Origin of the sequence: Streptomyces sp. 1-11, assembly GCF_007176755.1 — a bacterium.
Classification (GTDB): Bacteria; Actinomycetota; Actinomycetes; order Streptomycetales; family Streptomycetaceae; genus Streptomyces.
Window position 1 is genome coordinate 182,096 of record NZ_BJTV01000005.1, and the last position, 18,812, is coordinate 200,907.

Here is an 18,812-nt window from a genome sequence, read left to right on the forward strand (position 1 = left end):
GGGCGCCGCTCACCAGGCGAAGGCCTCCGGGGACGGCCCCGGGCCGGGGAAGATCTCGTCGAGCCCGGTCAGCAGCTCCTCGCCCAGCTCCAGCTCCACGGCCCTGATCGCCGACTCGAGCTGCCCGGCGGTGCGCGGTCCGACGATCGGGCCGGTGACGCCGGGCCGGGTCAGCAGCCAGGCCAGGGCGGCCTCGCCCGGCTCCAGGCCGTGCTTGTCGAGCAGGTCCTCGTAGGACTGGATCCGCGCGCGGGCGGCGGGGTCGGCGAGGGTGTCGGCGGCCCGTCCGGAGGCGCGGCGCCCGCCCTGCACCTCCTTCTTGATCACTCCGCCCAGCAGCCCGCCGTGCAGCGGCGACCACGGGATGACCCCGAGGCCGTACTCCTGCGCGGCCGGGATGACCTCCATCTCGGCGCGGCGCTCGGCGAGGTTGTACAGGCACTGCTCGCTGACCAGCCCGATGGTGCCGCCGCGCCGGGCGGCGATCTCGTTGGCCTGGGCGATCTTGTAGCCGGGGAAGTTGGAGGAACCGGCGTAGAGGATCTTGCCCTGCTGGACCAGTACGTCGATGGCCTGCCAGATCTCCTCGAAGGGAGTGTTCCGGTCGACGTGGTGGAACTGGTAGAGGTCGATGTGGTCGGTCCCCAGCCGCTTCAGGCTGGCGTCCACCGCGCGCCGGATGTTGACCGCGGAGAGCTTGTCGTGGTTGGGCCAGGCGGCGCCGTCCGCGCCCATGTTGCCGTACACCTTGGTGGCGAGAACGACCTTGTCCCGGCGCTCGCCGCCCTTGGCGAACCAGCTGCCGATGATCGACTCGGTACGTCCCTTGTTCTCGCCCCAGCCGTAGACGTTGGCCGTGTCGAAGAAGTTGATGCCCGCGTCCAGCGCCGCGTCCATGATCGCGTGGCTGTCCGCCTCGTCGGTCTGCGGGCCGAAGTTCATGGTGCCGAGGACGAGTCGGCTGACCTTGAGTCCCGTGCGTCCTAGCTGCGTGTACTTCATGGTGTCCTAGCCAACGGCTTGGAGTGCGCTCGAAGCAAGGGGGATTCGGCCGGCTAGCCGCGGGGGAAGGCGTCCGTCTTCAGGACGAGGTCGGCCACCGTGCCGGTCAGGTCGACGTCGGTGCCGAAGTCGACCCGCGTCACCCGGGCGTAGTCGCCCTCCTTGGGATCGGTGTGCACGTGGCAACGCCCCTGGTACGGATCGGCGATGACGTACACGGGAACCTCGGCGTCCGCGTACGCGATCCTCTTGGGGCCGTAGTCGTTCACGGCCGTTCCCCTTGAGACGACCTCGGCGACGAACTGGACGTCCTGGTACCGCCAGTGGCCCGTGTCGTCCGGCTTCGCCGAGTCCTTGAGCAGGGCGACGTCCGGGCAGAAGCCGTTCTCGTGGCCGGGGAAGTCGATGCGTACGTCCGAGAAGACCCTGTCCATCCCGTGCTTTCCCGCGACCGCATCCGCGATACGGAAGATGATCTGCCAGTGTGTGCCCCGCTGCGGCGTCATGAAGACGTTGCCCCCGACGATCTCGACCCTGAATCCTTCGGGGACGGGCATCCGCTCCAGGCGCTCGAACCAGTCGTCCAAACGCTGGGTGTTGGCGTCGGCGTCGGCCATCGCGATCCTGTCTTCGAGGACGGTCATCGTGGCGCTCCTCCCCGGCTGCCCCGTGGACAGGTGCAGCCGCGCGGTTCAACGATACGCACGGTGACGGGGAAACGACGGAATCAGGTCAGTCTGTTCCGGCCGCGTACGCCCGTCCGATCCCCCAGGCCTCCCACATCGCCCCGGCGAAGGCCTGCGCGATCCGGTGCTCGCCGCTCGCGTTGGGGTGCGTGCCGTCGTAGGTGTCGGTGTGGACGTCGTACTCCCCGGGCGGTGAGGCCAGCAGCAGCGGGGAGCGGGGTTCGTCCAGGTCGGCCACCGTCTTGGCGAGCAGTTCGTTGAACCGGTCGACCTGGGCCGCGAAGGCGTCGTCGGCGTGGGCGCGGATGTTCGGGATCACCGGCAGCAGCACCATGCGGATGCCCGGCCGGGCCTCACGGGCGCCCGCGACGAACGCCCGTACGTTCTCCGCCGTCTGCTCGGCGTCGGTGTAGAAGCCGAGGTCGATCAGGCCCAGCGAGACCAGCAGCACGTCGGCCCGGTGCTCGCGGACCGCCGCGCCTATCAGCGGCGCCATGTGCAGCCAGCCCTCGCCCCAGCCGGCCAGGTGCGCCCGGGGGAACTCCGGGTCGGCGTACGCGTACGACACCGGTGCCTCGGCCGTCTTGTCGTACAGCTCCTCGCGCGGTCCCACCAGGGTGAACGGGCCGCCGTGCGCATCGCGCAGGTGCTGCCACAGACGGTAACGCCAGGTGTGTTCGCCCGCGCTCCCGATCGTCATGGAGTCCCCGACGGGCATCAACCTGAGCACCCGCTCATGATGGACGATCGGCGCGGCCGGTGGGATGTGAGGCCCGACACGTCCGACGCGCCACCGCGGCGAATGGCAGGCTTGGGGCATGCGTCGACCGTTCGCCCTGCTCGCCGGGGCCCTGCTCGCGGGGGCCTGTGCGCTGCCCGCCTCCGCCGCCGACGGTGACCGGGGTTTCACCATCAAGGACCCCAGGATCACCGAGTCCAGCGGACTGGCCGCCTCCCGGCTGCACCCCGGCATCTACTGGACGCACAACGACAGCGACGACGGGCCGTACATCTACGCCGTGGACAGCAGGACCGGCAACACGGTCGCGACCGTGACCCTGCGCGGCATCGGCTCCCCGCGCGACGTGGAGTCCATCTCCATCGGCCCGCACGACGAGATCTACGTCGGCGACATCGGGGACAACTTCGACGGCAGATGGCCGTACGTGTGGATCTACCGGCTGCCCGAGCCGAAGGTGCTCAAGGACCAGACGGTCACGGCCAGGCAGTACGTGGTGAAGTACTCCGACGGGCCGCGCAACGCCGAGTCGCTGCTCGTGCACCCGAAGACCGGCCGCGTCTACATCATCGACAAGAAGGAGGACGGCGGGCACCTGTTCGAGGGTCCCGCGACGCTCTCCACCTCCGCCACCAACGTCTTCCGGCCCGTCGCCCCGGTCGACCTGTGGGCCACCGACGCGGCCTTCTCCCCGGACGGCCGCCAGCTCGCGGTGCGCGGGTACTTCGGCGGGATCTACTACGACTGGAACGGCGGGCGGATCAAGCGCGAGGGCCGGCTAGACGTCCCCCTGCAGGGGCAGGGCGAGTCCCTGACGTACTCCACGGACGGCACCAAGCTGATGTACGGCAGCGAGGGCGCCGGCAGTTCGGTGCAGGCCGAGGACGCGCCGGGCGACCACTCCGACAAGTCGCCGTCCGGAAACGGTGGTTCGGCGTCCGACGGGGCCGGGGGCAGCGGCGGGAGCGTCAAGGTCGGGGCCGCCGTCGTGGCGGTCGGCGCGGTCGTCCTCCTCGGGCTGCGGCTGCGGCGCCGGCGGGGCTGAACACCGCCCCCGCGGCGGAGTCCGGCCCGCCGACGTCTTGACGTGGTCATGGCGTCCCAGTTTCCTTGATGTCGCGCGGTACATGGGAGCGCTCCCATCCGTTCCGGGGCCGCGTCTCCCGAGAGGAACCGAGGCACATGTTCCGCAGCTTGCGAAGAGCGCTGTGTGCTGCCGCCGCCGCGCTCCTGCTGCCCCTGGCGGGCGCGCACCAGGCGCACGCGGCCGCCGCCCCCGGAGCCGGCTACTGGCACACCGGCGGCCGGCAGATCCTGGACGCGGCCGGGCAGCCGGTGCGTATCGCGGGGATCAACTGGTTCGGCTTCGAGACCGGCAACCACGTGGTGCACGGCCTCTGGTCGCGCGACTACAAGAGCATGATCGACCAGATGAGGTCGCTGGGTTACAACACCATCCGGCTGCCCTACAGCGACGACGTCCTCAAGCCCGGCACGATGCCCGAGAGCATCGACTTCTCCGGCGGCAAGAACACCGATCTGCAGGGGCTGACCTCGCTCCAGGTCATGGACCGGATCGTGTCCTACGCCGGCCAGGACGGCCTGAAAGTCATCCTGGACCGGCACCGGCCGGACTCCGGCGGCCAGTCGGCCCTCTGGTACACCGCGTCCGTGCCCGAGTCGACCTGGATCGCCGACCTCAAGTCACTGGCGGCCCGCTACAAGGGCCAGGACACGGTCATCGGCATCGACCTGCACAACGAGCCGCACGACCCGGCCTGCTGGGGCTGCGGCGACCAGGCCACCGACTGGCGGCTCGCGGCCGAGCGCGGCGGCGACGCGGTGCTCTCCGTCAACCCGGACCTGCTGGTCTTCGTCGAGGGGGTGCAGACGTACAACGGCGTCTCCGGCTGGTGGGGCGGCAACCTGATGGGCGTCGCGCAGTACCCGGTCCGACTCGACGTGGCGAACCGCGTCGTGTACTCCGCCCACGACTACGCCACCAGCGTCGCCCAGCAGAGCTGGTTCAGCGACCCGTCCTTCCCCGCCAACATGCCCGGGGTGTGGGACAAGTACTGGGGCTACATCTTCAAGCAGAACATCGCGCCGGTGTGGGTGGGCGAGTTCGGCACCACCCTGCAGTCGGCCGTGGACCAGAAGTGGCTGGCCGCGCTGGTGAGTTACCTGCGGCCGACCTCGACGTACGGCGCGGACGCCTTCCAGTGGACCTTCTGGTCGTGGAACCCCAACTCCGGTGACACGGGCGGCATCCTGAAGGACGACTGGTCGACCGTGGACACGGTGAAGGACGGGTACCTGGCGAGCGTCAAGGCGCCGTTGTTCCCGGGCACCGGGGGCGGCACCGGCGGCGGTGGTGGGGGCGGAGGCGGAGGCGGTGGCTCCTCGGCCGCCTGCAGCGCCTCCTACGCCGTCAGCAGCGACTGGGGGAGCGGCTTCAACGCCCAGGTGACGGTGACGAACACCGGGACCACCGCCCTGAAGTCCTGGAAGGTGACGTGGACCTGGAGCGGTTCACAGCAGATCACGTCCATGTGGAACGCCACGTACACGCAGAGCGCGGCCGGGGTCACGGCTGTGAACGCCGCTCACAACGGCAGCGTGCCGGTGGCGGGTTCGACCGGTTTCGGCTTCGGCGGCGCGCCCGGCGGCGGTGCGGCGCCGGCGCTGACCTGCACGGCGACGTGAACCGGCCGGTCCGCACAGCGGTGTGAGAGCGGGCGTCCGCGTAGCGCCCGAGAAGAGGGCGCCCGGCGTGCAAGCCGCCGGGCGCCCTCCCGCTCGTACCCGAAAGGGTCAGAGCTTCTCGATCACGTAGTCGACGCACTTCGTCAGCGCCTCGACGTCCGCCGGGTCGATCGCCGGGAACATCGCGATGCGGAGCTGGTTGCGGCCGAGCTTGCGGTAGGGCTCGGTGTCCACGATGCCGTTGGCGCGCAACACCTTGGCGACGGCGGCCGCGTCGATCTCGTCGGAGAAGTCGATGGTGCCGATGACCTGCGAGCGCTTGGCCGGGTCCGTGACGAACGGAGTGGCGTACTTCGACTCCTCCGCCCAGCCGTACAGCCGGGTCGAGGAGTCCTTGGTGCGGGCCGTGGACCAGTCGAGGCCGCCCTGGCCGTTGAGCCACTCGAGCTGCTCGTTCAGCAGGAAGAGGGTGGCGAGGGCCGGGGTGTTGTACGTCTGGTTCTTGCGGGAGTTGTCGATCGCCGTCGGCAGGCTGAAGAACTCCGGGACGTGCCGGCCGGAGGCGTGGACGCGCTCGGCGCGCTCGATCGCGGCCGGGGAGAAGACGCCGATCCACAGGCCGCCGTCGGAGGCGAAGGACTTCTGCGGGGCGAAGTAGTAGACGTCTGTCTCAGCGACGTCGACCGGCAGGCCGCCCGCGCCGGAGGTGGCGTCCACCAGGACGAGCGCGCCCTCGTCGGCGCCGGCCACGCGCTTGATCGGCATGGCGACGCCGGTGGAGGTCTCGTTGTGGGTGAACGCGTAGACGTCGACACCCGCCTCGGCGTGCGCCTCGGGGTGGGTGCCGGGGTCGGCGGCGACGACGGTGGGCTCGGCCAGCCAGGGGGCGAGCTTGGCGGCCTTGGCGAACTTCGAGGAGAACTCGCCGAAGCTGAGGTGCTGGGACTTGTTCTCGATCAGTCCGTGGGTGGCGATGTCCCAGAAGGCGGTGGAGCCGCCGTTGCCGAGGATCACCTCGTAGCCCTCGGGGAGGGAGAACAGCTCGGAGATGCCCTCGCGGACCTTGCCGACCAGGTTCTTCACGGGCGCCTGGCGGTGGGAGGTACCCAGGAGGGACGTGCCAGTGGCGGCGAGGGCGTCCAGCGCCTCGGTCCGCACCTTGGAGGGGCCAGCGCCGAAGCGTCCGTCGGCGGGCTTGATGTCAGCGGGGATCTGGATGTCGGCCACGCTTCGGAGGGTATCGGCTACGCGAAACGGGACGGAACCGTGTCCGTCCGATGAGACGAGTCCGCCGGGTCATGGACTTGTGGGCTCGTACGACTCGTACGACGAAACCGGTGCGGCTGTGGAGAACTCTCCGTGACTCTGCGTGAGCGGATGCATCCTGGACGCATGACGGATCTCTCGGGTCTTGCGGTGGAGCTGCGCGGGGCCGTCCGGGGCGAGGTCGGCTTCGACGTCACGTCCCGGGCGCTCGTGACGATGGACGCGTCCAACTACCGGCGGGTGCCCGCGGGGGTGGTGGCCCCGCGGGACGCCGCCGACGTGACGGCCGTGCTGGAGGTGTGCCGGGCGCGCGGGGTGCCGGTCGTGGCCCGCGGCGGCGGCACCTCCATCGCCGGGCAGGCCACGGGCGCGGGCGTGGTGCTCGACTTCACCCGGCACATGAACGGACTGCTGGAGCTGGACCCGGACGCCCGCACGGCGGTGGTCCAGCCGGGCCTCGTCCTGGACCGCCTCCAGGAGGCCGCCGCCCCCCACGGACTGCGGTTCGGACCCGACCCCTCCACGCACAGCCGGTGCACGCTCGGCGGGATGATCGGCAACAACGCGTGCGGCTCCCACTCCGTCGCCTGGGGCACCACGGCGGACAGTGTCCGCGAGCTGTCCGTCGTCACCGCGCGCGGGCAGCGACTGCGGCTCGGCAGAGACTGGGCCGGGGCGCCGCAGGGGCTGCGCGAGCTGGTGGCGGGCGAGCTGGCCCGGCTGCGCACCGGTTTCCCCGAGCTGCCCCGCCGCATCTCCGGGTACGCGCTCGACGCCCTGCTGCCCGAGAAGGGCGCCGACGTCGCCCGCTCCTTCTGCGGCTCCGAGGGCACCCTGGCCGTCCTGACGGAGGCGGTCGTACGGCTCGTGGAGGCGCCGCGCGCCCGGGCGCTCGCGGTGCTGGGGTACGTCGACGAGAGCGCGGCAGCCGAGGCCGCGGCGGGGCTGCTCCCCTTCGGCCCGCTGACGGTGGAGGGCATGGCGGCCGACCTGGTGCCCGAGCCGGCCGGGCTGCCCAGGGGGGACGCCTGGCTGTTCGTGGAGACCGGCGGCGAGACGGCGGCCGAGGCGCGCGCTCGCGCGGAGGCCGTCGTCCGCGCCGCCGACGCCGTCGGCTCCCTCGTGGTCACCGACCCGGCGGCGCAGCGGGCCCTGTGGCGCGTCCGAGAGGACGCGAGCGGCACGGCGACCCGGATGCCGGACGGTTCCGAGGCCTGGCCCGGCTGGGAGGACTGCGCGGTGCCGCCCGCCCGGCTGGGCGCCTATCTGCGGGACTTCCGCGCCCTGCTGTCCTCCCACGGCCTGCGCGGCACCCCGTACGGCCACTTCGGCGACGGCTGCGTCCACGTCCGTGTCGACTTCGACCTGCTCACCGAGGCGGGCGTGGCCCGCTTCCGGCGCTTCTCCGGTGAACTCGCCGACCTGGTGGTGGCCCACGGCGGCTCGCTGTCCGGGGAGCACGGCGACGGCCAGGCGCGTGCGGAACTGCTGCCGCGGATGTACGGCGCGGAGACGGTCCGGCTCTTCGAGCGGGCCAAGGGGGTCTGGGACCCCGACGGCCTGCTCAACCCCGGGATGCTGGTCCGTCCGGCCCCGCTCGACACCGGCCTGCGCTTCTCCGTGCTGCCCCGGCGCCCGGTGGACGTCGCCTTCGGCTACCCGGCCGACGGCGGCGACTTCCGGGCCGCGGTCCGCCGCTGCGTCGGAGTCGCCAAGTGCCGTACGGCCACGGCGGCGGGACCCGCCGTGATGTGCCCCTCGTTCCGGGTGACGGGGGAGGAGGAGCACTCCACCCGGGGCCGGGCGCGGCTGCTGCACGAGATGCTCGCCGGCGAACTGGTCACGGACGGCTGGCGCTCCACGGAGGTCCGGGACGCGCTGGATCTGTGCCTGTCCTGCAAGGGCTGCCGCTCGGACTGCCCGGTCGGCGTCGACATGGCCACCTACAAGGCGGAGTTCCTGCACCACCACTACCGGGGCCGGCTCCGCCCGGCCGCCCACTACAGCATGGGCCGGCTGCCGGTGTGGCTGCGCTGGGCGGCCCGGACCAACGCGGCACGGCTGCTCAACCGGCTCGCCTCGACGCGGCTGCCGGCGCGGCTGGGCAAGCGGCTGGCCGGGATCGCCCCGGAGCGGGACATCCCCCGGCTGGCGCCGCTGACCTTCAGCCGCTGGTGGCGGCGGCGCGAGCGGCCCGGCACCGGGGACCCGGTCGTGCTGTGGCCCGACACCTTCACCGAGCACCTCTCGCCCTCGGTCGGGCAGGCGGCCGTGCGGGTGCTGGCGGCCGCCGGGCTCCGGGCGGTGCCGCCGCCGTCCCGGCCGGCCGGCGGCGGGGTCTGCTGCGGCCTGACCTACGTCTCGACCGGCCAGCTCGACCGGGCCCGCAAGGTGCTGCGCCGCACCCTGGACCTGATGGAACCGGTGCTGCGCAGGGGCACCCCCGTCGTCGTCCTGGAGCCGAGCTGCGCCGCGGCCCTGCGCGCCGACCTCCCGGAGCTGCTGCCCGAGGACCCGCGCGCCGCCCGGCTCTCGGTGGCGGTCCTCACCTTCGCCGAGACGCTGCGGCGGCACGCCCCCGACTGGACCCCGCCCGACGTCGGCCGCCCCGTCGCCGGGCAGACCCACTGCCACCAGCACGCGGTCCTCGGCGACGGCGCCGACCGCGCCCTGCGCGAGGCCGCGGGCCTGACCGGGGAACTGAGCGGCGGCTGCTGCGGCCTCGCGGGCGACTTCGGCTTCACGAAGGGCCACTTCGAGGTCTCCCGGGCCTGCGCGGAGGAACAGCTGCTGCCCTCGGTGCGGGCGGCGGCCGAGGGGACGGTGATCCTGGCGGACGGCTTCTCGTGCCGCACCCAGCTGGAGCAGCTCGCCGGGGTGCGCGGACGCCACCTGGCGGAGGTCCTGGCGGACGCGCTGGACGCGGTGGACGCCGGGACGAAGGCAGCGGAGTGACGGCGGCGGACAGCGGCCGGGGAGGCCCTGCGGAAGAGCGCTCCCCGGGCGCGCTAGAAGAGTCCCTTGTAGCCCTGCCAGCCGGACCCGATCTTCGTCCGGGATCCGAAGGAACCCTTGCCGTTGCCGTCGTTGCGGTAGAGGTTGCCCGAGGTGTCCCTGGCCACCAGGTCGTTCCTGCCGTCGCCGGTGATGTCGCCGACGCCGACCACCGCGTTGTACGAGCCGCCCCAGCCGGAGAACAGCTTCACACGGTCCTTCAGCAGGCCGTTGCCCCGGCCGCTGTAGCGGTACAGGGTGCCTGCCTTGTCCTGGGCGAGGACATCGCCGATCCCGTCGCCGTCCAGGTCCCCGGCGCCGACGATCTTCTTGTACCCCGTCCAGGCCGAGCGGATCTTCTTCGCGGCCGCGAGCGAACCGTCGCTCTTCGCGGCGAAGAGGTACACGTCCCCGGTGGACGCCTTGCGGGCCAGCAGATCGGACCGGCCGTCACCGGTCAGGTCCCCGGGCGAGGTGAGCACGTTGTAGGCGCTCCACCCGGTGCCGAGCTTCTTGTACTTGGCCGAGGTGGTGAGCGGCTGACCGCACGGGACCGTGTAGCCGCGCAGGGACCCGTCGGCCATGCGTACCAGGACGTCGTTGCAGCGGTCATGGTTCAGGTCGCCGAACGGCACCGCCACCGCCTTGACCGACCAGCCGCTGCCCGACGATCTGCCGGAGAAGGTGCCCTTGCCCGTGCCCTGCTGGAAGGTGAGGGATCCCGAGGCGCTCAGGGTGAGCAGGTCGGCGATCCCGTCAGGCGACGCCCCCCGGCCCACGTGGTCGTGGCGGACCGGGCTGCCGTCCTGAAGCCGGACCGTGCCCGTGTACTCCAGCGCCTGCCCCACACCGTCGGCGGGGTCGACGCTCAGGCTCCAGTCGTAGGAGCCGTTCGGCAACCGGGTGGCCAGCCCCCGCGCGTCTCGTGTCACGCCCGACCAGCCGACGGTCAGCTCGCCCCGCGTCGTGCCGCCGCTCGCCGTGTCGACGGTCCTGCCGGTCGCCGTGCTGCGTACGGTCAGCCGCCAGCCCGCGGCGGGCTTGGACAGCAGCAGGGTCGTCAGGGTGTCCGGAGTCGTGTCGGGTTCGCGGGCCGTGACGGTCCCCGTGCGCTCGGCCGGCGCGAGCAGGCGCAGGGGCTGCTGCGCCACTCCCGAGGGCACGAGGTGCACCTGCTCGTGGTCGTCCACGTAGGCGGCGTTGGCTCCGGACTCGTCCACCGTCCAGCGGACGTCCCGCTGGGAGACACCGGTGTCGGGCAGGTCACCGACGACCCTGCTGACGGGAGTGGCCTCGTCGACCGTCGTGAGGACGAGCTTCCCCGCCTGCTTGTCGTGCGTGACGACGTATCCGTCGCCCAGCTCGGCCTCGTCGGGGGGAACGGGGACGGACCTGGCCGTCGTGCGGTCGTAGACGCCGGCCCGCCCGTCGCACGTCCAGTACAGCCAGCGGCCCAGTGCCTGCAGGTCGGTGGGCGTACAGCCGGCGCCGGTGGTGACGGTCCCGGTGGTCTTCTTCGCCGACAAGTCGTACGCCGTGAGGGTGCCGGGGGACGCGGCGGGGGTCCACAGGGTGTCACCGGAGAGCGCGGCGGCGCCCGGGGCCCGGGTGACGGCGGCCGCGCCTGCGCTGCCGATGCGGTAGACGTACTGGTGAGCCGTACCCGTGTAGACGAGATAACGGCCCGAGACGTCCGTGATCCGCCCGGTGTCGGCCACGCTCCGCTCCCAATACGGCTGCTTCGGCGGCCCGAAGACCCTGATCCGGTCGGGATAGGCCGAGGCGTCGTGTTCCAGCCAGGCGATCCGGCCGTCGGCCGTGCCGTGGATCGAGGCACAGGTGACGTTCCCCGCCGCGCAGTGCTGGATCAGCATGCTGGAGTCGAGGAACGGGGACGCGGCCCCGAACTCGGGGGTGCCGGACGGGGCGACGGTGCGTACGCGACCGACGCGTCCCCCGTTGTCCCCGTCGGAGGTCCCGTAGTCCGTGACGATCAGTCGCCCCTGGTCGAGCGACAACCCCTGGATCCGGTAGGGCGGTTTCGGCAGTGCTCTGACCATGCTGACGACCGGCCTGCCGTCGGCGCCGGCCCGGATGCGCTGGACACCCCAGTCGTCGGTGCCCGTGCGGCCGATCTTGACCGCGGTCCCGCCGGGGCCGACCGCGAGTCCGGAGGCCGACGACGGCATCAGGGCGACCGGGTCCCCTCCGCCGATCGGCTGTGCCCGGACCTGGCTGCTGCCGCTCACCAGCCAGTCGCCGACGACGGCCACGTCATGGGTGGCGTTCGGCCCGTCGCCGGTCCCCGCCAGGGTGATCGCGGCCGGGGCCGCCGAGAGGTCGGCGCGCGGCACCGTCAGGACAGCGGCCTTGTCGTAGGAGAGGGCGACGATGTGGTCCGGCGAGATCACCAGTCCGCTGTAGCCGACGGGCAGCGGCTGGGTGTAGCCCTGCACCTGCCCGGTCTCCCGGTCGACGGCCGCCATGCGCATCTCGCCGTCGAGGGAGGCGCGGAAGAAGACGCTGCGGGCGTCCGCACCGAGCGGTGTCAGGAGCCGGAGGCCTGCCGGTCCGCCGTCCACCGTCACGTCGCGGACATTCCCGTCCGGCTCCGGGGTCAGCAGGTGCATCTCGTGCTTGGTGGTGCCGTCCTCCGCCGTGACGGTCCGGAAGGCCAGCGCGAGGTTGTCGTAGGACGTCAGGTAGGCGAGGCCGTCCGGCAGCCGCAGGGTGCGCTCGGTCCCCTCCGCCGCGTCCCAGAATTCCACCCGGTCCGGGTACCTGTACGCGACGACATCCGTACCCGTCCCTTGTGGCGTTGCCCCGGTCCGGACCGGCACACGGACCGGCTTCCCGCCGTCGAACGGGGCCCACCACAGAGTGCTGCTGCCCTCGACCCGGTGGAAGACGCCCTGTGCCCCGGCACCGTCGTGACCACCGTGCGTCGAGGGGGACAGCACCGAGCCCGTGGTGTTGTAGCCGCGCAAGGTAGCCGGCACCACCGTCTCCTGCGGTGCCTCCGACGCCGAGGCCGGAAGCGACGGGCTCAGTCCCGCGGCGAGCGCCGCGCAGGCGGCTATGACGACGGTCGCGCGTCTCGCGCGTCCGTGGCCGACGGCATGACGATCCAAGGTGATGACCCTCCCCGGTGAACCAGAAGGGATGCCCGCCGCCCAGTAGCTCCCGGCCCCCGGCGGACGCACCCTTCACAGAATCCGCTGATCGTACATTTGCATCGACTGTTGTCGTGGCTGTTCCCGGCTGTACCTCACGGGCGCTTTCCGGCCACGCGGAGCACGATGGAGAAGGGCGCGACGCGCCGCCCGGCCCGCCGTGGGGTCCTGTGTGCGGCGTCCCGGCATTCGGGACAGGCTCATGGCGGCTTCACACTCCTGACCAAGTCCATTACCCTGGACTTGGAAGTACACCAAGATGAACAAGATCTGATTCCAGCCAGACCCAGGACCGCCCGTGAGCACCTCCAGCCACACCGCCCCCTCGACGCAGCACGCGCCGGCATCCCCCGGGGGCGCACCGCGTCGGTCCGGCTCGTCCGGCTCGTCCAGGCCGCTCGGCTCGCTCGGGCCGGTGGGTCTGGTGCTGGCCGGCGGGATCTCGGTCCAGTTCGGCGGAGCGCTCGCGGTGACCTTGATGCCGAGGGCCGGTGCGCTCGGCGTCGTCACCCTGCGGCTGCTCGCGGCGGCCGTGGTGCTGCTGGTGGTCTGCCGGCCCCGGCTGCGCGGTCACTCGCGCGCCGACTGGGGGACCGTCGTCGTCTTCGGTGTCGCCATGGGCGGGATGAACGGCCTCTTCTACGAGGCGGTCGCCCGCATCCCGCTGGGCCCCGCGGTCACCCTGGAGGTCCTCGGCCCGCTGGCCCTGTCCGTGCTGGCCTCCCGACAGGCGATCAACGCGCTGTGGGCGGCCCTCGCCCTGGCCGGGGTCTTCCTGCTGGGCGGCGGAGGCTTCAGCGATCTCGACACCGCGGGCGTCGCCTTCGCCCTGGGAGCAGGCGCCATGTGGGCGGCCTACATAGTCTTCAGCGCCCGCACCGGCCGCCGCTTCCCGCAGGCGGACGGCTTGGCGCTGGCGATGGCGGTGGCCGCCCTGCTCTTCCTCCCGCTCGGCATCGCCGAGGCCGGCAGCCGGCTGCTGAACCCCACCACCGTCGCCCTCGGCTCGGCGGTGGCGCTGCTCTCCTCGGTGCTGCCCTACACCCTCGAACTCCTCGCGCTGCGCCGCCTGCCCGCCCACACCTTCGCCGTCCTCATGAGCCTGGAACCGGCCATCGCGGCCACGGCGGGCTTCCTCGTCCTCGGCCAGGCGCTCTCCGTCACGCAGGCCGCCGCCATCGCCCTGGTGATCGCGGCGACCATCGGCGCGGTACGGACCCAGGTCGGGCGCGGCAAGGTGCCGGCCCCGGCCCCCGAGGCCTGACCGGCGCGCGGTCACCGCGCCCGCGGTTCAGCCGGCCGGCTTCTCCCACACCGACACGTGCTGCCGGCTGTCGCTCGTGAACGGTTCCCGCGTCCAGCCGTCCCACCGCGAGCGCAGCCGCAGCCCCGCGAGCCGGGCCATCAGGTCCAGCTCCGCGGGCCACACGTACCGGAACGGGACCGAGAGGTACGTGCCCCGGCCGTCCGCCACCCGCACATGGTGCGAGCTGACCGACTGCGTGGCGACGTCGTACAGGTCGAAGCCCAGCCGTCCCTCGTCGACGCGGAACGGCACCGCGTTCTGCCCGGGCGGCAGCCGGCGTAGATCCGGCACCATGACCTCGACGACGAAGCAGCCGCCGGGCTCCAGGTGGCCGGCCGCGTTGCGGAAGCAGTCCACCTGGGCGTCCTGCGAGGTCAGGTTCATGATCGTGTTGAAGACCAGACAGGCGACCCGGAAGGCGCCGTCCACCCGCGCCGTCGCGAAGTCCCCGACCGTCGTCCCGACCGCGTCGCCGCCCGGCTTGGCCCGCAGCCGGTCCAGCATCGCCCGGGACAGGTCGATGCCGTGCACGCCGACCCCGCGCCGCGCCAGCGGCAGCGCGATCCGCCCGGTCCCGACCCCGAACTCCAGGGCCCGGCCGTCACCGGCCAGCTCCGCCAGCAGCCCGACCGCGGGCCCGACGACCCCGTCCTCGAACATCTCCGCCACCGACTCGTCGTACGACGCCGCGACGGACTCCCCGAAGTACCCGTCCTCATCGACCATCCCCCGACGCTACTGGGCGGGCACGGGCCGCCGCGCGGCCTTTTCCGCGGGCACGGACCCCGGTTCCGCGGGCGCGGACCCCGGTGAAAAATCATGCAAGCATGCTTGATTGTTTCCCGGCCCGCTGCCATGCTCCCCGTCATGGCCGACCCGACGCACGTCATCGACGACCTGTGTGCCGAGAACGACGAACTCGACCTTCTGGTCGCGGACTTGAGCCCGGAGCAGTGGGCCTCCGGCACCCCCGCGCCCGGCTGGACCGTCGCCCACCAGATCGCGCACCTCGCCTGGACCGACCGCTCGGCCCTGCTGGCCGTCACCGACGCCGGGGCCTTCCAGGCGCTGGTGGAGAAGGCGCTGGCCGCTCCCGGCTCGTTCGTGGACGACGGCGCGGAGGAAGGCGCCCGGCTGCCGTGCGACGAGCTGCTGGCGGGGTGGCGCGCCGGACGGGACGCCCTCCAGCGGGCCCTGCGCGCCGCACCGGCCGGCAGCCGGTTCCCCTGGTACGGGCCGCCCATGTCGGCCGCGTCCATGGCCACCGCCCGCCTCATGGAGACCTGGGCCCACGGTCTGGACATCGCCGACGCCCTCGGCGCGGTCCGCCCGCCCACCGACCGGCTCAGGCACGTGGCCCGACTCGGCGTGCGCACCCGCGACTTCGCCCACACGGTCCACGGACTCACCCCGCCCGCTGAGGAGTTCCGCGTCGAGCTGCGGGCGCCCTCCGGTGACCTGTGGACGTACGGGCCGGCGGACGCCGCCCAGCGTGTCACCGGGCCCGCTGTCGACTTCTGCCTGCTCGTCACCCAGCGCGCCCACCGCGCCGACCTCGCCCTGCGCGCCGAGGGCCCGGACGCCGACCGCTGGCTCGGCATCGCCCAGGCCTTCGCCGGCCCGCCCGGCGCCGGCCGCCCGCCGAAGGAGGGCACCCGGTGAGCCCGGTGGACCCGCTGCGCATCGGCAACTTCTCCGGCTTCTACGGCGACCGCTTCGACGCGCTGCGCGAGATGCTCACCGGCGGCGAGGTCGACGTCCTCACCGGCGACTACCTCGCCGAGCTCACCATGCTCATCCTCGGCCGCGACCGCCTGAAGGACCCCTCCGCCGGATACGCCCGCACCTTCCTGCGCCAGCTGGAGGACTGCCTGGGCCTCGCCCTGGAGCGCGGGGTGCGGATCGTCACCAACGCCGGTGGCCTCAATCCGGCCGGACTCGCCCGGCAGGTGCGGGAGCTGAGCGAGCGGCTCGGCACACCGGCGCGGGTCGCCCATGTCGAGGGCGACGATCTCGGCGCCGCCCACCCCGCCGCCCTCGCCGCCCACGCCTACCTGGGCGGCTTCGGGATCGCCGAGTGCCTGCGGGCGGGCGCGGACATCGTCGTCACCGGGCGGGTGACGGACGCGGCGCTGGTCACCGGGCCCGCCGCCGCCCACTTCGGCTGGCGGCCGCAGGAGTACGACCGGCTCGCCGGCGCCGTCGTCGCCGGGCACGTGCTGGAGTGCGGGACGCAGGCCACCGGCGGCAACTACGCCTTCTTCGAAGAGGGCGACGTACGCCGTCCCGGCTTCCCGCTCGCCGAGATCGACGCCGACGGCGGCAGCGTCGTCACCAAGCACCCCGGCACCGGCGGGTTCGTCGACGTCGGCACGGTCACCGCCCAGCTGCTCTACGAGACCGGCGGCGGCCGGTACGCCGGGCCGGACGTCACGGCCCGGCTGGACACCGTACGGCTGAGGCAGGACGGGCCGGACCGGGTGCGGATCGAGGGGGTGCGCGGGGAGGCCCCGCCGCCGACGCTGAAGGTCGGGCTCAACCGGCTCGGCGGCTTCCGCAACGAGGTCGCCTTCGTCCTCACCGGCCTCGACGTCGAGGCCAAGGCCGCCCTCGTGCGCGCGCAGCTCACGGACGCGCTCGCCAAGTCGCCGCCCCAGGAGGCCCGCTGGGACCTGGTGCGCACCGACCGCGCCGACGCGGACACCGAGGAGACGGCGAGCGCCCTGCTGCGGCTGGTCGTCCGGGACCCCGACCAGCGCGTCGTGGGCCGGGCGCTGAGCGGCGCCGCCGTGGAACTCGCGCTCGGCAGCTACCCCGGCTTCCATGTGCTCGCCCCACCGGGAAAGGGCGCGCCCTATGGAGTCTTCGAGGATGTGTACGTGCCCCAGGGCGCCGTCGACCATGTGGCCGTCCTCCACGACGGCCGCCGTGTCCCCGTGGCCCCGGCCCAGGACACGGCCGAGCCGGCCGCCGTACCGGAGCCACCGCTGCCCGCACCCCTGCCGCTCGGGCCGGTCCGCCGGGCGCCCCTCGGCCTGGTCGCCGGAGCCCGCAGCGGCGACAAGGGCGGCAACGCCAACGTGGGCGTGTGGGCGCGCTCGGACGAGGCCTGGCGGTGGCTGGCCCACGAGCTGACCGCCGACCGGTTCCGGGAGCTGATCCCCGAGAGCCGGGACCTGCCCGTCACCCGGCACGTGCTGCCCCACCTGCGCGCCCTCAATTTCGTCGTGACCGGCATCCTCGGCGCCGGCGTCGCCGCGCAGGCCCGCTTCGACCCGCAGGCCAAGGCCCTCGGCGAATGGCTGCGCTCCCGCCACCTGGACATCCCGGAGGCCCTGCTGTGACCGTCCTGCCCTCCGCCCTCGACACCGGCGGCCCCGACTACCTGGCCAACCGCGAGGCCATGCTCGCCAAGCTCGCCGGCCTGGAGAGCGAGCACGCCAAGGCGCTCGCGGGCGGCGGCGAGAAGTACGTCCGGCGCCACCGCGACCGCGGCAAGCTGCTCGCCCGCGAGCGCGTCGAACTGCTCCTCGACCCCGACACCCCGTTCCTGGAGCTGTCCCCGCTCGCCGCCTGGGGCAGCGACTACGCGGTGGGCGCCTCGCTGGTCACCGGCATCGGCGTGGTCGAGGGCGTGGAGTGCCTGATCACCGCGAACGACCCGACCGTGCGCGGCGGCGCCAGCAACCCCTGGAGCCTGAGGAAGGCGCTGCGCGCCAACGACATCGCGCTCGCCAACCGGCTGCCCTGCATCAGCCTGGTGGAGTCCGGCGGGGCCGACCTGCCGTCCCAGAAGGAGATCTTCATCCCCGGCGGCGCGATCTTCCGGGACCTCACCAGGCTCTCGGCGGCCGGCATCCCCACCGTCGCCGTCGTCTTCGGCAACTCCACCGCAGGCGGCGCCTACGTCCCCGGCATGTCCGACCACGTGATCATGGTCAAGGAGCGCGCCAAGGTGTTCCTCGGCGGCCCGCCGCTGGTGAAGATGGCCACCGGCGAGGAGAGCGACGACGAGTCGCTCGGCGGCGCGGAGATGCACGCGCGCGTGTCGGGCCTCGCCGACCACTTCGCCGTCGACGAGCGCGACGCGCTGCGGCAGGCCCGCCGGGTCGTCGCCCGCCTCAACCACCGCAAGGCCCACCCCGATCCCCCCCTCGCGCAGCCGCCCAAGTACGACGAAGAGGAGCTGCTGGGCATCGTGCCCGGCGACCTGAAGACCCCCTTCGACCCCCGCGAGGTCATCGCCCGGCTCGTCGACGGCTCCGACTTCGACGAGTTCAAGCCGCTGTACGGGACCAGCCTGACCACCGGCTGGGCGGCGCTGCACGGCTACCCGGTCGGCATCCTGGCCAACGCCCAGGGCGTGCTGTTCAGCGCGGAGTCGCAGAAGGCCGCCCAGTTCATCCAGCTCGCCAACCAGCGCGACATCCCGCTGCTGTTCCTGCACAACACCACCGGCTACATGGTCGGCAGGGAGTACGAGCAGGGCGGCATCATCAAGCACGGCGCCATGATGATCAACGCGGTCAGCAACAGCCGCGTGCCCCACCTGTCCGTCCTCATGGGCGCGTCGTACGGCGCCGGGCACTACGGCATGTGCGGCCGCGCCTACGACCCGCGCTTCCTGTTCGCCTGGCCCAGCGCCAAGTCGGCCGTCATGGGCCCGCAGCAGCTCGCGGGCGTGCTGTCCATCGTCGCCCGGCAGTCGGCGGCGGCCAAGGGACAGCCGTACGACGACGACGCGGACGCCGCGCTGCGCGCCATGGTGGAGCAGCAGATCGAGTCCGAGTCGCTGCCGATGTTCCTGTCCGGGCGGCTGTACGACGACGGCGTCATCGACCCGCGCGACACCCGCACCGTCCTCGGCCTGTGCCTGTCCGCCATCCACACCGCCCCCTTCGAGGGCGCGCGGGGCGGCTTCGGCGTCTTCCGGATGTGAG

13 protein-coding genes are annotated in these 18,812 nt (G+C 72.8%); 7 read left to right on the plus strand and 6 right to left on the minus strand.

Going from position 1 to position 18,812, the window contains the following annotated elements:
- Positions 1 to 9: 9 nt before the first annotated feature.
- From TNCT1_RS12765 to TNCT1_RS12775, 3 genes are all read right to left on the minus strand, one after another.
- On the minus strand, positions 10 to 1,002 hold the full coding sequence (locus TNCT1_RS12765) for an aldo/keto reductase (protein WP_143631014.1): 993 nt from the start codon (positions 1,000 to 1,002) through the stop codon (positions 10 to 12).
- Positions 1,003 to 1,055: 53 nt separating this feature from the next.
- Positions 1,056 to 1,646 carry a Uma2 family endonuclease gene (locus tag TNCT1_RS12770; protein ID WP_143631015.1) on the minus strand — a complete coding sequence of 197 codons (591 nt, stop codon included), beginning with the start codon at positions 1,644 to 1,646 and terminating at the stop codon, positions 1,056 to 1,058.
- An 88-nt stretch (positions 1,647 to 1,734) separates the two neighbouring features.
- Entirely contained in the window at positions 1,735 to 2,418 is a 684-nt protein-coding gene (locus TNCT1_RS12775) for a GDSL-type esterase/lipase family protein (protein ID WP_143631016.1), read from the minus strand.
- An 88-nt stretch (positions 2,419 to 2,506) separates the two neighbouring features.
- Between TNCT1_RS12775 and TNCT1_RS12780 the strand changes: the two genes are divergently transcribed.
- Complete coding sequence (locus TNCT1_RS12780; protein ID WP_143631017.1) at positions 2,507 to 3,472, plus strand: WD40 repeat domain-containing protein; 966 nt, start codon at positions 2,507 to 2,509, stop codon at positions 3,470 to 3,472.
- A gap of 137 nt (positions 3,473 to 3,609) precedes the next feature.
- On the plus strand, positions 3,610 to 5,133 hold the full coding sequence (locus tag TNCT1_RS12785; RefSeq protein WP_143631018.1) for a cellulase family glycosylhydrolase: 1,524 nt from the start codon (positions 3,610 to 3,612) through the stop codon (positions 5,131 to 5,133).
- 108 nt (positions 5,134 to 5,241) lie between these two features.
- Here TNCT1_RS12785 and serC read toward each other — a convergent pair whose 3' ends face one another.
- Positions 5,242 to 6,360 (minus strand): phosphoserine transaminase, encoded by a 1,119-nt coding sequence (gene serC / locus TNCT1_RS12790; RefSeq protein ID WP_143631019.1) that lies wholly within the window; start codon positions 6,358 to 6,360, stop codon positions 5,242 to 5,244.
- A 165-nt stretch (positions 6,361 to 6,525) separates the two neighbouring features.
- Here serC and TNCT1_RS12795 point away from each other — a divergent pair, with 165 nt between their 5' ends.
- Entirely contained in the window at positions 6,526 to 9,354 is a 2,829-nt protein-coding gene (locus TNCT1_RS12795) for an FAD-binding and (Fe-S)-binding domain-containing protein (protein ID WP_143631020.1), read from the plus strand.
- Positions 9,355 to 9,407: 53 nt separating this feature from the next.
- Here TNCT1_RS12795 and TNCT1_RS12800 read toward each other — a convergent pair whose 3' ends face one another.
- Positions 9,408 to 12,392: a VCBS repeat-containing protein gene (locus TNCT1_RS12800; protein WP_235902559.1), complete on the minus strand. Its 2,985-nt coding sequence runs from the start codon at positions 12,390 to 12,392 to the stop codon at positions 9,408 to 9,410.
- A gap of 472 nt (positions 12,393 to 12,864) precedes the next feature.
- On the opposite strand from TNCT1_RS12800, the gene TNCT1_RS12805 reads away from it, so the two are divergent.
- Positions 12,865 to 13,830 carry a DMT family transporter gene (locus TNCT1_RS12805; RefSeq protein ID WP_143631022.1) on the plus strand — a complete coding sequence of 322 codons (966 nt, stop codon included), beginning with the start codon at positions 12,865 to 12,867 and terminating at the stop codon, positions 13,828 to 13,830.
- A gap of 27 nt (positions 13,831 to 13,857) precedes the next feature.
- On the opposite strand, the gene TNCT1_RS12810 is transcribed toward TNCT1_RS12805, so the two are convergent.
- The gene (locus TNCT1_RS12810) at positions 13,858 to 14,598 is read right to left on the minus strand and encodes a class I SAM-dependent methyltransferase (RefSeq protein ID WP_143631023.1); all 741 of its coding nucleotides are present in this window, start codon (positions 14,596 to 14,598) and stop codon (positions 13,858 to 13,860) included.
- A 141-nt stretch (positions 14,599 to 14,739) separates the two neighbouring features.
- Here TNCT1_RS12810 and TNCT1_RS12815 point away from each other — a divergent pair, with 141 nt between their 5' ends.
- Genes TNCT1_RS12815 through TNCT1_RS12825 form a run of 3 tightly spaced genes read left to right on the plus strand, consistent with a single transcriptional unit; the run spans position 14,740 to position 18,811 of the window.
- Entirely contained in the window at positions 14,740 to 15,534 is a 795-nt protein-coding gene (locus tag TNCT1_RS12815) for a TIGR03084 family metal-binding protein (RefSeq protein WP_143631024.1), read from the plus strand.
- A gap of 5 nt (positions 15,535 to 15,539) precedes the next feature.
- Positions 15,540 to 17,216, plus strand: a complete 1,677-nt coding sequence (locus TNCT1_RS12820) for an acyclic terpene utilization AtuA family protein (protein ID WP_143631525.1) — start codon at positions 15,540 to 15,542, stop codon at positions 17,214 to 17,216.
- Positions 17,213 to 18,811, plus strand: a complete 1,599-nt coding sequence (locus tag TNCT1_RS12825) for an acyl-CoA carboxylase subunit beta (RefSeq protein WP_143631025.1) — start codon at positions 17,213 to 17,215, stop codon at positions 18,809 to 18,811. The genes TNCT1_RS12820 and TNCT1_RS12825 overlap by 4 nt, the downstream gene beginning before the upstream one ends.
- Position 18,812: the final 1 nt, after the last annotated feature.

Bases quoted from the DNA above. Each gene is read 5' to 3' on its own strand.
- TNCT1_RS12780 (WP_143631017.1), top strand. From the start codon at position 2,507: ATGCGTCGACCGTTCGCCCTGCTCGCCGGGGCCCTGCTCGCGGGGGCC.
- TNCT1_RS12770 (WP_143631015.1), bottom strand. From the start codon at position 1,646: ATGACCGTCCTCGAAGACAGGATCGCGATGGCCGACGCCGACGCCAAC.
- TNCT1_RS12795 (WP_143631020.1), top strand. From the start codon at position 6,526: ATGACGGATCTCTCGGGTCTTGCGGTGGAGCTGCGCGGGGCCGTCCGG.
- TNCT1_RS12810 (WP_143631023.1), bottom strand. From the start codon at position 14,598: ATGGTCGATGAGGACGGGTACTTCGGGGAGTCCGTCGCGGCGTCGTAC.
- TNCT1_RS12815 (WP_143631024.1), top strand. From the start codon at position 14,740: ATGGCCGACCCGACGCACGTCATCGACGACCTGTGTGCCGAGAACGAC.
- TNCT1_RS12765 (WP_143631014.1), bottom strand. From the start codon at position 1,002: ATGAAGTACACGCAGCTAGGACGCACGGGACTCAAGGTCAGCCGACTC.
- TNCT1_RS12785 (WP_143631018.1), top strand. From the start codon at position 3,610: ATGTTCCGCAGCTTGCGAAGAGCGCTGTGTGCTGCCGCCGCCGCGCTC.